The 13,757-nt window shown below is 59.8% G+C and carries 17 protein-coding genes, 1 tRNA gene and 3 pseudogenes; 16 read left to right on the top strand and 5 right to left on the bottom strand.

Annotation, left to right across the window (positions count from 1 at the left end; genetic code table 11):
* Window positions 1-6: 6 nt before the first annotated feature.
* Genes rbsK through ACYU03_RS15055 form a run of 3 tightly spaced genes read left to right on the top strand, consistent with a single transcriptional unit; the run spans window position 7 to window position 2,359 of the window.
* Complete coding sequence (rbsK, locus tag ACYU03_RS15065; RefSeq protein ID WP_461885381.1) at window positions 7-915, top strand: ribokinase; 909 nt, start codon at window positions 7-9, stop codon at window positions 913-915.
* Complete coding sequence (rbsD, locus tag ACYU03_RS15060) at window positions 912-1,316, top strand: D-ribose pyranase (RefSeq protein WP_461885379.1); 405 nt, start codon at window positions 912-914, stop codon at window positions 1,314-1,316. Before rbsK ends, rbsD begins: the two co-directional genes overlap by 4 nt.
* A gap of 23 nt (window positions 1,317-1,339) precedes the next feature.
* Window positions 1,340-2,359, top strand: a complete 1,020-nt coding sequence (locus tag ACYU03_RS15055) for a nucleoside hydrolase (protein ID WP_461885377.1) — start codon at window positions 1,340-1,342, stop codon at window positions 2,357-2,359.
* Here the strand turns inward: ACYU03_RS15055 and ACYU03_RS15050 are convergent.
* The gene (locus ACYU03_RS15050) at window positions 2,331-2,543 is read right to left on the bottom strand and encodes a hypothetical protein (protein ID WP_461885376.1); all 213 of its coding nucleotides are present in this window, start codon (window positions 2,541-2,543) and stop codon (window positions 2,331-2,333) included. The two genes, ACYU03_RS15055 and ACYU03_RS15050, sit on opposite strands and share 29 nt — an antisense overlap.
* 291 nt (window positions 2,544-2,834) lie before the next feature.
* On the opposite strand from ACYU03_RS15050, the gene ACYU03_RS15045 reads away from it, so the two are divergent.
* Window positions 2,835-3,158, top strand: a complete 324-nt coding sequence (locus ACYU03_RS15045) for an I78 family peptidase inhibitor (RefSeq protein WP_461885375.1) — start codon at window positions 2,835-2,837, stop codon at window positions 3,156-3,158.
* 235 nt (window positions 3,159-3,393) lie between these two features.
* Here ACYU03_RS15045 and ACYU03_RS15040 read toward each other — a convergent pair whose 3' ends face one another.
* Window positions 3,394-3,606 carry a cold-shock protein gene (locus ACYU03_RS15040; protein ID WP_007956027.1) on the bottom strand — a complete coding sequence of 71 codons (213 nt, stop codon included), beginning with the start codon at window positions 3,604-3,606 and terminating at the stop codon, window positions 3,394-3,396.
* Between the two features lie 157 nt (window positions 3,607-3,763).
* On the bottom strand, window positions 3,764-4,069 hold the full coding sequence (locus ACYU03_RS15035) for a hypothetical protein (protein ID WP_461885373.1): 306 nt from the start codon (window positions 4,067-4,069) through the stop codon (window positions 3,764-3,766).
* Window positions 4,070-4,399: 330 nt separating this feature from the next.
* On the opposite strand from ACYU03_RS15035, the gene thrS reads away from it, so the two are divergent.
* The 9 genes from thrS (at window position 4,400) to ACYU03_RS14990 (ending at window position 11,883) form a co-directional block, all read left to right on the top strand.
* Complete coding sequence (thrS, locus tag ACYU03_RS15030) at window positions 4,400-6,322, top strand: threonine--tRNA ligase (protein WP_461885372.1); 1,923 nt, start codon at window positions 4,400-4,402, stop codon at window positions 6,320-6,322.
* Entirely contained in the window at window positions 6,322-6,873 is a 552-nt protein-coding gene (gene infC / locus ACYU03_RS15025; protein ID WP_461891473.1) for a translation initiation factor IF-3, read from the top strand. Before thrS ends, infC begins: the two co-directional genes overlap by 1 nt.
* Window positions 6,874-6,933: 60 nt before the next feature.
* Window positions 6,934-7,128 (top strand): 50S ribosomal protein L35, encoded by a 195-nt coding sequence (rpmI, locus tag ACYU03_RS15020; RefSeq protein ID WP_009394045.1) that lies wholly within the window; start codon window positions 6,934-6,936, stop codon window positions 7,126-7,128.
* Between the two features lie 28 nt (window positions 7,129-7,156).
* Window positions 7,157-7,513: a 50S ribosomal protein L20 gene (rplT, locus tag ACYU03_RS15015; protein ID WP_003250671.1), complete on the top strand. Its 357-nt coding sequence runs from the start codon at window positions 7,157-7,159 to the stop codon at window positions 7,511-7,513.
* A gap of 108 nt (window positions 7,514-7,621) precedes the next feature.
* On the top strand, window positions 7,622-8,638 hold the full coding sequence (pheS, locus tag ACYU03_RS15010; protein ID WP_461885370.1) for a phenylalanine--tRNA ligase subunit alpha: 1,017 nt from the start codon (window positions 7,622-7,624) through the stop codon (window positions 8,636-8,638).
* A 35-nt stretch (window positions 8,639-8,673) separates the two neighbouring features.
* Window positions 8,674-11,052, top strand: coding sequence for a phenylalanine--tRNA ligase subunit beta (pheT, locus tag ACYU03_RS15005; RefSeq protein ID WP_461885368.1), 2,379 nt, complete (start codon window positions 8,674-8,676; stop codon window positions 11,050-11,052).
* Between the two features lie 3 nt (window positions 11,053-11,055).
* Window positions 11,056-11,358: an integration host factor subunit alpha gene (gene ihfA, locus ACYU03_RS15000; protein WP_002553164.1), complete on the top strand. Its 303-nt coding sequence runs from the start codon at window positions 11,056-11,058 to the stop codon at window positions 11,356-11,358.
* Window positions 11,339-11,695, top strand: a complete 357-nt coding sequence (locus ACYU03_RS14995) for a MerR family transcriptional regulator (protein ID WP_461885364.1) — start codon at window positions 11,339-11,341, stop codon at window positions 11,693-11,695. The genes ihfA and ACYU03_RS14995 overlap by 20 nt, the downstream gene beginning before the upstream one ends.
* Window positions 11,696-11,806: 111 nt before the next feature.
* Window positions 11,807-11,883 (top strand) — tRNA-Pro (locus ACYU03_RS14990).
* Between the two features lie 87 nt (window positions 11,884-11,970).
* Here the strand turns inward: ACYU03_RS14990 and ACYU03_RS14985 are convergent.
* Window positions 11,971-12,195 (bottom strand): annotated as a pseudogene (locus tag ACYU03_RS14985) (integrase); the annotation flags it as partial.
* On the opposite strand from ACYU03_RS14985, the gene ACYU03_RS14980 reads away from it, so the two are divergent.
* Complete coding sequence (locus ACYU03_RS14980; RefSeq protein ID WP_461885363.1) at window positions 12,139-12,489, top strand: MarR family winged helix-turn-helix transcriptional regulator; 351 nt, start codon at window positions 12,139-12,141, stop codon at window positions 12,487-12,489. The pseudogene ACYU03_RS14985 and the gene ACYU03_RS14980 sit on opposite strands and share 57 nt — an antisense overlap.
* A gap of 275 nt (window positions 12,490-12,764) precedes the next feature.
* Here ACYU03_RS14980 and ACYU03_RS14975 read toward each other — a convergent pair.
* Window positions 12,765-12,860 (bottom strand): annotated as a pseudogene (locus ACYU03_RS14975) (LysR substrate-binding domain-containing protein); the annotation flags it as partial.
* Window positions 12,861-12,880: 20 nt separating this feature from the next.
* Here ACYU03_RS14975 and ACYU03_RS14970 point away from each other — a divergent pair.
* Window positions 12,881-13,069: pseudogene (locus ACYU03_RS14970) on the top strand (hypothetical protein); the annotation flags it as partial.
* Between the two features lie 348 nt (window positions 13,070-13,417).
* Window positions 13,418-13,627: a hypothetical protein gene (locus ACYU03_RS14965; protein ID WP_461885362.1), complete on the top strand. Its 210-nt coding sequence runs from the start codon at window positions 13,418-13,420 to the stop codon at window positions 13,625-13,627.
* Window positions 13,628-13,757: the final 130 nt, after the last annotated feature.

Genomic DNA, 13,757 nt, shown 5'->3' with positions numbered 1-13,757 from the left:
CCCAGTATGGATGCCAAGGTAGTAGTAGTCGGTAGCCTCAACATGGACCTGGTGGCTCGCGCCGAGCGCTTGCCGCGTGGCGGCGAAACCCTGGCCGGTGACAGTTTCTTTACCGTGCCCGGCGGCAAGGGGGCCAACCAGGCGGTGGCGGCGGCGCGCCTCGGCGCCACGGTGGCGATGATCGGCAATGTTGGCGATGACGCCTACGGCCAGCAATTGCGCCAGGCCTTGGCAGATGAGCAGATCGATTGCCGGGCGGTGAGCGTCTGCCCGGGTGTCTCCAGTGGCGTGGCACTGATCGTGGTGGACGCCGACAGCCAGAACGCTATTGTCATCATCCCGGGCGGCAACGGTCAGTTGCTGCCGGAATCTGTGCAGCGTTTCGATGCCTTGCTGCAGCGTGCCGAGGTGGTCGTCTGCCAGTTGGAAGTCCCTCCGGCCACCGTGGCCTGGACCCTGCAGCGCGGCCGAGAGCTGGGCAAGACGGTGATCCTCAATCCGGCGCCGGCCACGGGGCCGTTGCCGCAGGACTGGTACCGCCACATTGACTACCTGATCCCCAACGAGAGCGAAGCCGAGGCCCTGACTGGCCTGCCCGTGAACGACCTGGACAGCGCCCGCCGTGCTGCCGAGCGCCTGCTGGCGCTGGGTGTCGGCAAGGTCATCGTCACCCTGGGTGCCCAGGGTGCGCTGTTCGCCAGCGCTGTCGGCAGCCAGCACTTCCCGGCACAGATGGTGAAGCCGGTGGACACTACTGCAGCTGGCGACACCTTCGTCGGAGGCTTCGCTGCCGGTTTGGCGAGAGGGCTGGAGGAGGGCGAAGCGATCAGTATCGGCCAGCGCGCCGCCGCCCTCTCTGTGACCCGCTCCGGGGCCCAACCGTCCATCCCGCGCCTGGTGGAGCTGACGCCGTGAAGAAGACACCGCTGCTGAACATTGCCCTGTCGCGCACCATCGCCAGTCTTGGCCATGGCGACATGTTGGTAATCGGCGATGCCGGCCTGCCGGTGCCGCCGGGTGTCGAGCTGATCGACCTGGCTCTCACGCGGGGCATTCCCGATTTCTCCAGCACCTTGCGGGCGGTGCTGAGCGAGATGCAAGTCGAAGCCCATGCTGTGGCTGACGAGATATTCCAGGCCGTGCCACCGGCACTGGCGCTGATCGAGAAACTCCACGGCGAAGGTCAACTGGGCATGCGCCAGCAGTTGTTGCATAGCGACTTCAAGCTCCTGTGCCGTAGAGCCCGAGCCGTGGTGCGCACGGGTGAGTGCCAGCCCTACAGCAATATCGCCCTGATTGCCGGTGTAACCTTTTAGATCGCAAGCACAAGGAGTGTCTGATGTTCGTTCGAGCTGCCAAACGTTTGCTGCAAGGAGCCTTGCTGATGTCCACGCTGACCGTCACCGCGCTGCAGGCTGCCCCACGTGACTTGATCATCGACACCGACCCAGGGGCCGACGACGTGGTTGCACTGTTGCTGGCCATGGCCTCGCCAGATGAGTTGAAGATCCGTGCCATCACCACCGTGGCTGGCAACGTGCGTCTGGACAAGACCTCGCGCAATGCCCGTCTGGCCCGGGAGTGGGGCGGTCGGGAAGAGATCCCGGTGTACGCTGGGGCAGGGCGGCCGTTGGTGCGAGCGCCCATCTATGCTGCCAACGTGCATGGCGAGGAAGGCCTGACCGGCGTGCAGGTCCATGAGCCGCGTAAGGGGCTGGCCAAGGGCAATGCCGTGCAGTATCTGATCGATACCCTGGGCCAGGCCGAGCCGCACAGCATCACGGTCGCCATGCTCGGCCCGCAGACCAATCTGGCTTTGGCGCTGATCCAGCAGCCGGACATCGTCAAGGGCATCAAGGAAGTGGTGGTCATGGGCGGCGCCCACTTCAATGGTGGCAACATAACGCCGGTGGCCGAATTCAACCTGTTCGCCGACCCGCATGCCGCCGAGGTGGTGCTGGCCAGTGGGGCCAAGCTAACCTACCTGCCGCTGGACGTGACCCACAAGCTGCTGACCAGTGACGCCCGACTCGAGCAACTGGCTGCGGTGAACAATCAGGCCAGCAAGCGCGTGGTGGATATCCTCAACGCCTATATCCAGTACGATATGCAGCACTACGGCATGCCCGGCGGCCCGGTGCACGACGCCAGCGTCATCGCCTACCTGCTCAAGCCCGAGCTTTTCAGTGGCCGGCAGGTGCACATGGTGGTCGACAGTCGCGAGGGCCCGACCTTCGGCCAAACCGTTGCTGACTGGTATGGTGCGCTCAAGCAACCGGCCAACGTGATGTGGATCGAAAACGGTGACGCCCAGGGCTTCTTCGACCTGCTTAGTGCCCGTCTGGCACGATTGAAATAGCCGCGTGCGGCGCGTAGCGCTCGAACACCTGTTCGATGAAGCTGCGCGCCGCCTCGCTGCCGCGGTCGCGCACCAGCAGGTCGATGGCGATCAGCAGCAGTTCTTCCGGGGTGGCGGGGCTGTAGGCGCTCTGGCCTTCGGCCCATTTGACCTTGATGTCGGCATCGATGCTGTGGCTACTCATGGGGAAAATCTCGGCTGCAGGCCCGTGCTGTTGGTTCAAATGCCTGACCCTGGCGTTTGAAGGGGAGGCGTGGTGCGCTCCACTTAGTGCAGTAAAACATGACATTGCGCCAATAGCCCAGCGACTTAGGTATAAGAAGGCGGACGTGGCAAACTAACGGTGCGATGCAAAATTCGGTCACGATTGCCTTTGGCCTGCCTTGGCCGATTCAGGCAGACTTGGGCGGTTTTGCAACAAACTGTGAGCGGAGCTGTCGCATGGACAGTTCCCGAGATCGATTTAGGAGGATTCATGTTCCGTACCCGTGCTTCCCTGGCAACCTTGCTGGTGGCTGTAGTCCTGGCAGGTTGCAGCACTGGTGGCTCCTCGCATGGTGGCAGCAGCGCGCCCGCGGCGCCGGCCAACAACGATGGCCGCTGCCAGGCCAGCGGTGCCGATTTCACTCTCGGCAAGCCAGGTACTGCTGAACTGCTGGAGCAGGCGCGACAGTCCAGCGGTTCGCAGACGGCCCGTATCCTCAAGCCCCATGATGTGGTGACCTTGGAATACCGCTCCGACCGACTGAACCTGAATGTCGATGAGCAAGGTGTGGTGACTCGCGTCAACTGCGGTTGACCTGTCGGCCCAACGAGTCGAAGTGGGCAGGCTCACTGTAAGAGTGTGCTTGCCCTCGATTGGCTGGTGCAGGACTTGTGTAAGAGTCAGCGTCAGTTGGCGATGCAAGATGAAGCCTTGCCAGGGGCAGGACCGCTGCGCAGGCGTGCTCGTCACCGGCCCATCGCTATTCACCCCGAATCCCAGGCAACAAAAAACCCGCCACTAAGGACGGGTTTTTTACAGCTCTACCGAATTACTCCGGGCGAACCTGTGCAGCCTGCATGCCCTTCTGGCCTTTCTCGGCAACGAAGGAAACGGTCTGGCCTTCTTTCAGGCTCTTGAAGCCGTCGGTTTCGATGGCTTTGAAGTGAACGAACAGGTCGTCGCCGCCACCTTGTGGAGTGATGAAGCCGAAGCCTTTTTCATCGTTGAACCATTTGACGGTGCCGGTTTGGCGATTGGACATGGGTGAATCTCCAGAAACATGATTTTCAATGGTGCGATGTTGCCGAGGCCACAAGGTGCACGAGCGACATCATAGTCTAATTCTGCGGGTGTGGTGTCTTTTACCTTCGCAGAATGCTGATCCAGGGCAAATAATTTTTCGTTTGGCCTGGCAAAGCCTATTGTTTCGGGGCGCAGGACTCGGTCACGACCGCCTGTGCACGCTGCATCAACCTGGCATCAACACCGTCCTTGCTGTCCAGGTCCTCGATCTCCTGGGTCGTGAAGTTCTTTTCGATGGCATCGGCTCCGCACTTGCAGTGTTGGTCGGCCGTCTTGGCGTCAACACCTTGTCCGGTGGCCACCTGCACGCACTGGTCCATGTAGGCGCCTTTCTTGCCGGCAGGCCACGGACCGGCGTTCGCGGCCAGGGGCAGCAACAGCGCGCCAGCGGCGGTCAGGGCCAGAAGAGACTGAAATCGCATAGCCAGACACTCCTTGGGTTGGGTCTTATCAAGAGTAGGATGCTTCAGAAACTCTGAGGGAAAAAAATCCGTACAAGTTCACCTCAGCGGGGCAATTTCCAAATATTTCTGCCTGGCCTCCGAGCTGCGTGCTAGGATGGCCGGCTTGCTGCTCACCACTTGCAGCTTGCAACTAATTTTTCCAGTCACTCTGGTTCGCCCCTGGCAGGCCGAAAGGCCTCTGCCACTGTGAGGCAGGCTTTCCCGATGGAAAGGCTGGGCGGATCTTGTACTGGCTCATCCCAACCCACGTGACCTTTGGTAGGGGTCACCACTAGGAGAGGAGGCGCCATGCCCATTATTACTCTTCCCGATGGCAGTCAACGTACGTTCGACAAGGCCGTCACCGTAGCCGAAGTCGCAGCCTCCATTGGCGCGGGCCTCGCCAAGGCCACCGTGGCCGGCAAGGTCGACGGCAAGCTGGTCGACGCCTGCGACCTGATCGAGAACGACGCCACCCTGCAGATCATCACCCCTAAAGATGAAGAGGGACTGGAGATCATTCGTCACTCGTGTGCCCACCTGGTCGGTCACGCGGTCAAGCAGCTGTACCCGACCGCCAAGATGGTCATCGGCCCGGTGATCGACGAGGGCTTCTATTACGACATCGCCTACGAGCGTCCTTTTACCCCTGAGGACCTCGTAGCGATCGAGCAGCGCATGCACCAGTTGATCGACAAGGACTATGACGTCATCAAGAAGATGACCCCACGGGCCGAAGTCATCGAGGTGTTCCAGGGCCGTGGCGAAGACTACAAGCTGCGTCTGGTCGAAGACATGCCTGATGAGCAGGCCATGGGCCTGTACTATCACGAAGAATACGTCGACATGTGCCGCGGTCCGCACGTGCCGAACACCCGCTTCCTCAAGGCGTTCAAGCTGACCAAGCTGTCCGGCGCCTACTGGCGTGGCGATGCCAAGAACGAGCAACTGCAACGCGTGTACGGGACCGCTTGGGCTGACAAGAAGCAACTGGCAGCCTACATCCAGCGCATCGAAGAAGCTGAAAAACGCGACCACCGCAAGATCGGTAAGCAACTGGACCTGTTCCACCTGCAGGAAGAAGCGCCGGGCATGGTCTTCTGGCACCCAGCTGGTTGGACCGTCTATCAGGTGCTTGAGCAGTACATGCGCAAGGTTCAGCGTGACCACGGCTACGTCGAGGTGCGCACCCCGCAGGTGGTTGACCGCATTCTCTGGGAGCGCTCCGGCCACTGGTCCAACTACGCCGAGAACATGTTCACCACTTCGTCGGAAAGCCGTGACTACGCGGTCAAGCCGATGAACTGCCCGTGCCACGTGCAGATCTTCAACCAGGGCCTGAAGTCCTACCGCGACCTGCCGCTGCGCCTGGCCGAGTTCGGTGCCTGCCACCGCAACGAGCCATCCGGCGCCCTGCACGGCATCATGCGCGTACGCGGTTTCACTCAGGACGACGCCCACATCTTCTGCACGGAAGACCAGGTGAAGAAGGAAGCGGCTGACTTTATCAAGCTAACCCTGCAGGTCTATCAGGACTTCGGCTTCACCGACATCGCCATGAAGTTGTCTACCCGCCCGGTCAAGCGCGTGGGTTCCGACGAACTGTGGGATCGCGCCGAAGGCGCCCTGGCCGATGCGCTGAACGAGTCCGGCCTGGCCTGGGAGTACCAGCCGGGCGAGGGTGCGTTCTACGGTCCGAAGATCGAGTTCACCCTGCGCGATTGCCTCGGCCGTAACTGGCAGTGCGGTACGCTGCAGTACGATCCGAACCTGCCAGAGCGCCTGGATGCCAGCTATATCGCCGAAGATAACAACCGCAAACGCCCGGTCATGCTGCATCGTGCCATCCTCGGGTCCTTCGAGCGCTTCATTGGCATGCTGATCGAGCACTACGCGGGTGTCTTCCCGGCTTGGCTGGCGCCAACCCAGGCGGTGATCATGAATATCACCGACAAACAGGCCGATTTCGCCCTCGAAGTCGAAAAAACCCTGAATGACAGCGGTTTCCGTGCCAAGTCTGACTTGAGAAATGAGAAGATCGGCTTTAAAATCCGCGAGCATACTTTGCTCAAGGTCCCGTACCTTTTGGTTATAGGGGACCGTGAAGTCGAAACGCAAACCGTCGCTGTGCGTACTCGCGAAGGCGCAGACCTGGGCTCCATGCCCGTCGCCCAGTTCGCTGAGTTTCTTGCGCATGCGGTTTCCCGGCGTGGTCGCCAAGAATCGGAGTAATTACTATTAAGCGTGAAATGAGAAACGATAAACGAACTGCACCGAAGGCCCCGATCAACGAGAATATCTCGGCACGCGAGGTTCGGTTAATTGGCGCTGATGGCGAGCAGGTTGGCATCGTCTCGATTGATGAAGCGCTTCGTATCGCTGAAGAAGCGAAGCTGGATCTGGTAGAGATTTCTGCTGACGCCGTACCGCCCGTCTGTAAAGTCATGGACTACGGCAAGCACCTCTTCGAGAAGAAGAAGCAGGCCAACGAGGCCAAGAAGAATCAGAAGCAGATCCAGATCAAAGAAATCAAGTTTCGTCCAGGGACGGAAGAAGGGGATTACCAGGTAAAACTACGCAACCTGGTACGTTTCCTTAGTGATGGGGACAAGGCCAAGATTTCCCTGCGTTTTCGCGGCCGTGAGATGGCTCACCAGGAACTGGGCATGGAGTTGTTGAAGCGGGTTGAAGCTGACCTCGCCGAATATGGCACCGTTGAGCAGCATCCGAAGATGGAAGGACGCCAACTTATGATGGTCATCGCCCCCAAGAAAAAGAAATAACCACCAGGGCACGGCAGGCCTTGCGGTTATGTTTATCCACTGAATGCGGAGTATCCGAACATGCCAAAAATGAAAACCAAAAGCGGTGCCGCGAAGCGTTTCCTGAAAACCGCTTCCGGCTTCAAGCACAAGCACGCTTTCAAGAGCCACATCCTGACCAAAATGTCGACTAAGCGTAAGCGTCAACTGCGCGGTAGCAGCCTGCTGCATCCGTCTGACGTTGCAAAAGTCGAGCGCATGCTGCGCGTACGTTAATTTCGGTCAAAGATAGAGGAAGTTACTCATGGCTCGTGTAAAGCGTGGCGTCATCGCTCGTAAGCGTCACAAGAAAATTCTGAAACTGGCTAAAGGCTACTACGGTGCGCGTTCGCGCGTATTCCGCGTTGCCAAGCAGGCTGTCATCAAGGCTGGCCAATACGCCTACCGCGACCGCCGTCAGAAGAAGCGTCAGTTCCGCGCTCTGTGGATCGCTCGTATCAACGCTGGTGCGCGTACCAACGGTCTGTCCTACAGCCGTCTGATCGCTGGCCTGAAAAAAGCGTCGATCGAAATCGACCGCAAGGTTCTGGCCGATCTGGCAGTGAACGAAAAAGCGGCGTTTGCTGCGATTGTCGAGAAAGCTAAAGCCGTCTTGGCTTAAGTACCCACGACAATCATCCGGCGACGCTTGCGGCGCCGGGTGTTAAACGTCATCGATAGGGGAAGAGCCTGTAAAGCTCTTCCCCTATTTCGTATCTGGAGTCTGTACATGGAAAACCTGGATGCGCTGGTCTCCCAAGCCCTGGAGGCCGTGGAGCGCGCTGAAGACATCAATGCCCTGGAACAGATCCGGGTTCAATTCCTCGGCAAGAAAGGCGAGTTGACCCAGGTGATGAAGACCCTGGGCAATCTGCCGGCTGAAGAGCGGCCAAAGGTTGGCGCGCTGATCAACGACGCCAAGGAACGCGTCACCGAAGTGCTCAACGCGCGCAAGGCTGCCTTCGAAGAGGCCGAGCTCAGCGCTCGCCTGGCTGCCGAATGCATTGATGTGACCCTACCAGGCCGTGGCCAGACGACCGGTGGCCTGCATCCGATCACTCGGACCCTGGAGCGCATCGAGCAGTTCTTCACCCACATCGGCTACGGCATTGCCGAGGGCCCTGAGGTCGAAGACGACTACCACAACTTCGAAGCCCTCAACATCCCAGGCCACCACCCGGCCCGGGCGATGCACGACACCTTCTACTTCAATGCCAACATGCTGCTGCGCACCCACACCTCGCCGGTGCAAGTGCGGACCATGGAGTCCACCCAGCCGCCGATCCGCATTGTCTGCCCGGGCCGCGTTTATCGTTGCGACTCGGATATTACCCACTCGCCGATGTTCCACCAGGTCGAAGGCCTGCTGGTCGACCGCGGGATCAATTTCGCCGACCTCAAAGGCACCATCGAAGAGTTCCTGCGCGTGTTCTTCGAAAAAGAGCTGTCGGTGCGCTTCCGCCCGTCGTTCTTCCCGTTCACCGAGCCTTCCGCTGAAGTCGACATCCAGTGCGTGATGTGCAGCGGCAACGGCTGCCGCGTCTGTAAGCAGACCGGCTGGCTCGAAGTCATGGGCTGCGGCATGGTCCACCCGAACGTACTGCGCATGTCCGGCATCGATCCGGAAGAGTACCAGGGCTTCGCCTTCGGCATGGGTGCCGAGCGCCTGGCCATGCTGCGTTATGGCGTCAACGATTTGCGTCTGTTCTTCGACAACGACCTGCGGTTCCTTGCGCAATTCCGCTAGGCCCGTACCCGTAACGCAACTTTCAGGAGAACAGCATGAAATTCAGTGAAAAGTGGCTGCGCGGTTGGGTCAACCCGCAAGTCAACCGTGACGAGCTGGTCGCTCGTCTGTCCATGGCCGGCCTCGAAGTCGACAGTGTCACCCCGGCTGCCGGCCAGTTCAGCGGCATCGTCGTCGGCGAAGTGCTGAGTACCGAACAGCACCCGGATGCCGACAAGCTGCGCGTGTGCCAGGTCAGCAACGGCAGCGAGACCTTCCAGGTGGTGTGCGGCGCGCCCAATGTGCGCCCCGGCCTGAAGATCCCGTTCGCCATGATCGGCGCCGAACTGCCAGGCGACTTCAAGATCAAGAAGGCCAAGCTGCGTGGCGTCGAGTCCAACGGCATGCTCTGCTCGGCTGCTGAACTGCAGATCAGCGAGGAGAACGACGGCCTGCTCGAACTGGCCGCCGACGCCCCTGTGGGCGAAGACATCCGCGTCTACCTGGACCTGGACGACGCCAGCATCGAGGTCGACCTGACCCCGAACCGCGGCGACTGTCTGTCCCTGGCCGGCCTTGCCCGTGAAGTCGGCGCCCTGTACGCCGCTCCGGTCACCCGCCCAGTCGTGCCAGCCGTTGCCCCGGCCCATGACGAAGTGCGCCCGGTCGAAGTCCTCGCCCCGGCAGCCTGCCCACGCTATCTGGGTCGCGTCATCCGCAACGTCGACCTGTCCAAGCCGACCCCGCTGTGGATGGTCGAGCGCCTGCGCCGTGCCGATGTGCGCAGCATCGATGCCGCTGTCGACATCACCAACTACGTGATGCTTGAGCTCGGCCAGCCGATGCACGCCTTCGATCTTGCTGAAATCAACGGTGGCATCCGTGTGCGCATGGCCGAAGAGGGCGAGAAGCTCGTCCTGCTCGACGGCCAGGAAGTGGCCCTGCGTGCCGACACCCTGGTCATTGCCGACCACACCCGCGCCCTGGCCATTGCCGGCGTGATGGGAGGCGAGCACAGCGGCGTCTCCACCAATACCCGTGACTTGTTCCTGGAAAGCGCCTTCTTCGACCAGATCGCTGTCGCTGGCAAGGCCCGCTCCTACGGCCTGCACACTGACGCCTCGCACCGCTACGAGCGTGGTGTCGACTCGCAACTGGCGCGCGAAGCCATGGAGCGCGCCACTGCGTTGCTGCTGGAGATCGTCGGCGGCGAAGCCGGCCCGATCATCGAGACTGTCAGTGAACAGCACTTGCCCAAGGTCGCGCCGATCACCCTGCGCGCCGAACGCATTAACCAGATGCTCGGCATGGAAATGGACGGCGCCCAGGTCGAGCAACTGCTCAACGCCCTGGGCCTGATCACCAGCGCCAATGGGGCAGGGCAGTGGCAGGTCGAAGTACCGAGCCACCGCTTCGATATCAGCCTAGAAGTCGACCTGATCGAAGAACTGGCCCGTCTGTACGGCTACAATCGCCTGCCGGTCCGTTACCCGCAAGCGCGCCTGGCCCCACAGGGCAGGCCTGAGGCCCGTGGCGAACTGCCAAGCCTGCGCCGTCTGCTGGTTGCCCGCGGTTATCAGGAAGCTATCACCTACAGCTTCATCGATCCCAAGCTGTTCGAGCTGTTCAGCCCGGGCGTCGAACCGCTGCTGTTGGCCAACCCCATCTCCAGCGACATGGCGGCCATGCGTGCCTCCCTGTGGCCGGGCCTGGTCAAGGCACTGCAGCATAACCTCAACCGCCAACAAGACCGCGTGCGCCTGTTCGAAAGCGGCCTGCGCTTCGTCGGTCAACTGGGCGACCTCAAGCAACAGCCTATGCTCGCCGGCGTGGTCTGTGGCAGCCGTCTGCCAGAAGGTTGGGCCAACGGCCGTGATGGCATCGACTTCTTTGACGTGAAAGCCGACGTGGAAGCCGTACTGGGGTATGCCGGTGCCCTGGCTGAATTCAACTTCGTCCCTGGCAAGCACCCGGCTCTGCACCCTGGCCAGACCGCCCGCATCGAGCGTAACGGTCAGGACGTCGGCTACCTCGGCGCCCTCCACCCGGAACTGGCCAAGACCCTCGGCCTGGACCGTCCGGTGTTCGTCTTCGAGCTGGTACTGGGCGATGTGGTCGAAGGCCGCTTGCCGAAGTTCAGCGAGCTGTCGAAATTCCCAGAAGTGAGGCGTGACCTGGCTTTGATCGCAGGACGTGATGTAGCTTCTAGCTCCGTGTTGGACGTAATTCGTGACAATGCAGGCGAATGGCTCACGGACCTCAGGCTGTTTGATGTCTATCAGGGTAAAGGTATTGATCCGGATAGAAAAAGCCTCGCCGTTGGCTTGACCTGGCAGCATCCATCGCGCACTCTTAACGACGATGAGGTGAATGCCACCCTGCAGACGATCCTCACTTCGCTCGAACAAAGGTTGAACACCACGTTAAGGAAATAGCGTATGGGTGCTCTGACGAAAGCTGAGATGGCCGAACGGCTCTATGAAGAGCTGGGCCTGAACAAGCGTGAGGCCAAGGAGCTGGTCGAACTGTTCTTCGAGGAGATCAGACACGCGCTTGAAGACAACGAGCAGGTCAAATTGTCCGGTTTTGGCAATTTCGACCTGCGGGATAAACGCCAGCGACCGGGTCGCAACCCCAAGACGGGGGAAGAGATCCCGATCACCGCCCGGCGTGTCGTCACCTTTCGTCCAGGGCAAAAATTGAAAGCCCGAGTTGAAGCCTATGCTGGAACCAAGTCATAACGACGAGCTTCCGCCGATCCCAGGCAAACGCTACTTCACCATTGGTGAGGTCAGCGAGCTCTGTGCAGTAAAACCGCACGTGCTGCGCTACTGGGAGCAGGAGTTCCCGCAGCTCAACCCGGTCAAGCGCCGCGGAAACCGCCGGTATTACCAGCGCCAAGACGTGCTGATGATCCGTCAGATCCGCGCGCTGCTGTATGACCAAGGCTTCACCATCGGCGGCGCACGGTTGCGTATGTCCAGTGAAGAAGCCAAGGAAGACACCACCCAGTACAAGCAACTGATCCGGCAGATGATTGCCGAGTTGGAAGATGTACTGGTGGTGCTGAAGAAGTAGACGAGGCCTGGTGAATGGAAGTTTTTTCGAAAAAAAGCTTCCATCTTTCAAAAGGTTAAGGTACATTCTTCATCGTTCTCAGCAGCATCGAGAACATGCTTCAAGCCCAGTCGGGGCGTAGCGCAGCCCGGTAGCGCACTTGCATGGGGTGCAAGGGGTCGAGTGTTCGAATCACTCCGTCCCGACCAAAAACTCCAAGAAATCCAGTCACTTAGCGGTGACTGGATTTTTTTATGGGCGGCTCTGCGCAAAACTTGCGCAAAATGGGCGTAAAACTATCCGGCGAATTCGCCAATATCCAGGTCGGCTTCGACCTCGGACCACACCACATCTTCGTGCCCCTTCTGGTAGTTCCTGGTCATACCTTCAGTGGTATGACCCGCGATCTTCTGGCCATCTTTCCCGGCCCGCTTGTACAGATGAAGGGATAGGGCGCGCACTTCATGAAACCCCGGCATCTCTTCTTCTTTGAGATCTCTGTAGCAGCCGGCGGCATCTATCTGTCCATCCACAGCGCGGCCATGACCCGGATGCTGAATCGGCTGGAAGGCAAGGCACTGATCGTTCGCACTCGGGACCCTATCGATCAGCGCCAGATGCAATTGGCGCTGACAGAGAAAGGGCTGGCGGTGAATGAGCGGTTGCCGAAGCTGGCGGGGGCGGCCATGAACGAATTCGCTGCCGGGCTTACCGCTTTGGAGCTTTCGCAGTTGGCGGTTCTGCTGGAGAAGATGCTGTTGGCACGGGGCACTGAAGGAACCGTGTGCCACTGCACCTTGCGTTCGGCCAGCTAGCTGCACCCGCCTGGCCGACAGCCAGGGCTGCGTTGACGCCACGTGCAACACCGCCCACCGGTGGCGGCGCTGACTGTCATGGCGTGATGGAATGACGCGACTTTGGGGGAGTGACAACGGGAAACGATGAGCATCTTGGGCATCAGGGGCTGCTCGAAGCGATCAAGGTGTGAACTGCCTACTGAGGCGCCGGTATGCGTGCCCCAAAGACCTCAAGAACCACTCATACCGCCACATGCGTCCTACGCAAGGCCAGTTGGGCCAATCCGCGTAATCGAGTTGCCCACCCGTATCGACACCTCGATCTGCGGGTAATCGCGGTAGTAGCGGTCGATCATCTCAATCACATGGAACGGCCCGACTGCGCCCTGCCTAGCGGGTCGCGGGTTCGGTTGTGGCGAAGATGCTGGGGGAGGACACAGCTGACGACAGCTTGCGTATCGGCCATCCACTTGGCGTGATGGAGGTGAAGGTGGTTGCCGATCAGGTGGATGACAACCCGCAGATGATCGCGTTGGGTCTGACGCGAACTGCCCGCCGGCTTATGGCCGGTGTTGTACTTTTACCTGAGGCCGGATAATAGTACGCGTCCGGCCAAGTAATCTTCCTAACTCCAGCATTAAGGCCGATGGTGTCCGCGTATTTTTCAGAGCGCCGTTTTTTTGAATCAATCCGGCCAGTACTCAAATCCATGGAGCGTCAACTTGAAGTTGCGTTAAAAGCGCCATTCCTCACACAGGTCAAAGAGGTTGTGCTCGTGAGGCCTCAATCTATGGTCTTCCACAAGCACCCGCTCTACTCAAGATTCGACAAGCTTTTCCGTCTGTTAAATGGTGGTCTTTCTTTTGTAGGAGCACTGTTCATAAACACAGTGTATCTTTGCTAAGCTCGCAAGGAAAACATTTGTATTCTTGCGGTGACGAGCGTTATGAATGATCTGGACGGGCAGCCGTTGCAGTGGCAAGACCTCTTGGCACACCACCGGGTAGTAATCCTGTCTGAGGCAGGCTCCGGGAAGACGCAGGAAATTCGACAGGTGACCCGCACGCTTCGGGAAGAATGCAAGCGTGCATTCTTCATCCGTTTGGAATATGCGAGATCGGATATCGAAGATGCCGTCGAGGAAGGTGACGCCTAGAGACGTGCTGAGAATGGCATACCAGACAAGTGTACAGGGCAGCAACGGTGGACTTCCGGGCTGATTCAAGGAGTTGTATGTTGGTCTATGGGAGAGCGGCGGAGGCTGTGATAATGGGGGCAATTACAAG

The organism is Pseudomonas sp. X10 (assembly GCF_054889225.1).
The sequence above is the reverse complement of the archived record's forward strand: the minus strand, read 5'-3'. Positions and strand labels throughout refer to the sequence as shown.

What these genes read in the sequence shown, in the direction of transcription:
- rbsK (WP_461885381.1), top strand. Translation starts at nt 7, where the DNA reads ATGGATGCCAAGGTAGTAGTAGTCGGTAGCCTCAACATGGACCTGGTG.
- ACYU03_RS15055 (WP_461885377.1), top strand. Translation starts at nt 1,340, where the DNA reads ATGTTCGTTCGAGCTGCCAAACGTTTGCTGCAAGGAGCCTTGCTGATG.
- ACYU03_RS15050 (WP_461885376.1), bottom strand. Translation starts at nt 2,543, where the DNA reads ATGAGTAGCCACAGCATCGATGCCGACATCAAGGTCAAATGGGCCGAA.
- ACYU03_RS15045 (WP_461885375.1), top strand. Translation starts at nt 2,835, where the DNA reads ATGTTCCGTACCCGTGCTTCCCTGGCAACCTTGCTGGTGGCTGTAGTC.
- ACYU03_RS15040 (WP_007956027.1), bottom strand. Translation starts at nt 3,606, where the DNA reads ATGTCCAATCGCCAAACCGGCACCGTCAAATGGTTCAACGATGAAAAA.
- ACYU03_RS15035 (WP_461885373.1), bottom strand. Translation starts at nt 4,069, where the DNA reads ATGCGATTTCAGTCTCTTCTGGCCCTGACCGCCGCTGGCGCGCTGTTG.
- thrS (WP_461885372.1), top strand. Translation starts at nt 4,400, where the DNA reads ATGCCCATTATTACTCTTCCCGATGGCAGTCAACGTACGTTCGACAAG.
- rpmI (WP_009394045.1), top strand. Translation starts at nt 6,934, where the DNA reads ATGCCAAAAATGAAAACCAAAAGCGGTGCCGCGAAGCGTTTCCTGAAA.
- rplT (WP_003250671.1), top strand. Translation starts at nt 7,157, where the DNA reads ATGGCTCGTGTAAAGCGTGGCGTCATCGCTCGTAAGCGTCACAAGAAA.
- pheS (WP_461885370.1), top strand. Translation starts at nt 7,622, where the DNA reads ATGGAAAACCTGGATGCGCTGGTCTCCCAAGCCCTGGAGGCCGTGGAG.
- pheT (WP_461885368.1), top strand. Translation starts at nt 8,674, where the DNA reads ATGAAATTCAGTGAAAAGTGGCTGCGCGGTTGGGTCAACCCGCAAGTC.
- ihfA (WP_002553164.1), top strand. Translation starts at nt 11,056, where the DNA reads ATGGGTGCTCTGACGAAAGCTGAGATGGCCGAACGGCTCTATGAAGAG.
- ACYU03_RS14995 (WP_461885364.1), top strand. Translation starts at nt 11,339, where the DNA reads ATGCTGGAACCAAGTCATAACGACGAGCTTCCGCCGATCCCAGGCAAA.
- ACYU03_RS14980 (WP_461885363.1), top strand. Translation starts at nt 12,139, where the DNA reads ATGAAACCCCGGCATCTCTTCTTCTTTGAGATCTCTGTAGCAGCCGGC.
- ACYU03_RS14965 (WP_461885362.1), top strand. Translation starts at nt 13,418, where the DNA reads ATGAATGATCTGGACGGGCAGCCGTTGCAGTGGCAAGACCTCTTGGCA.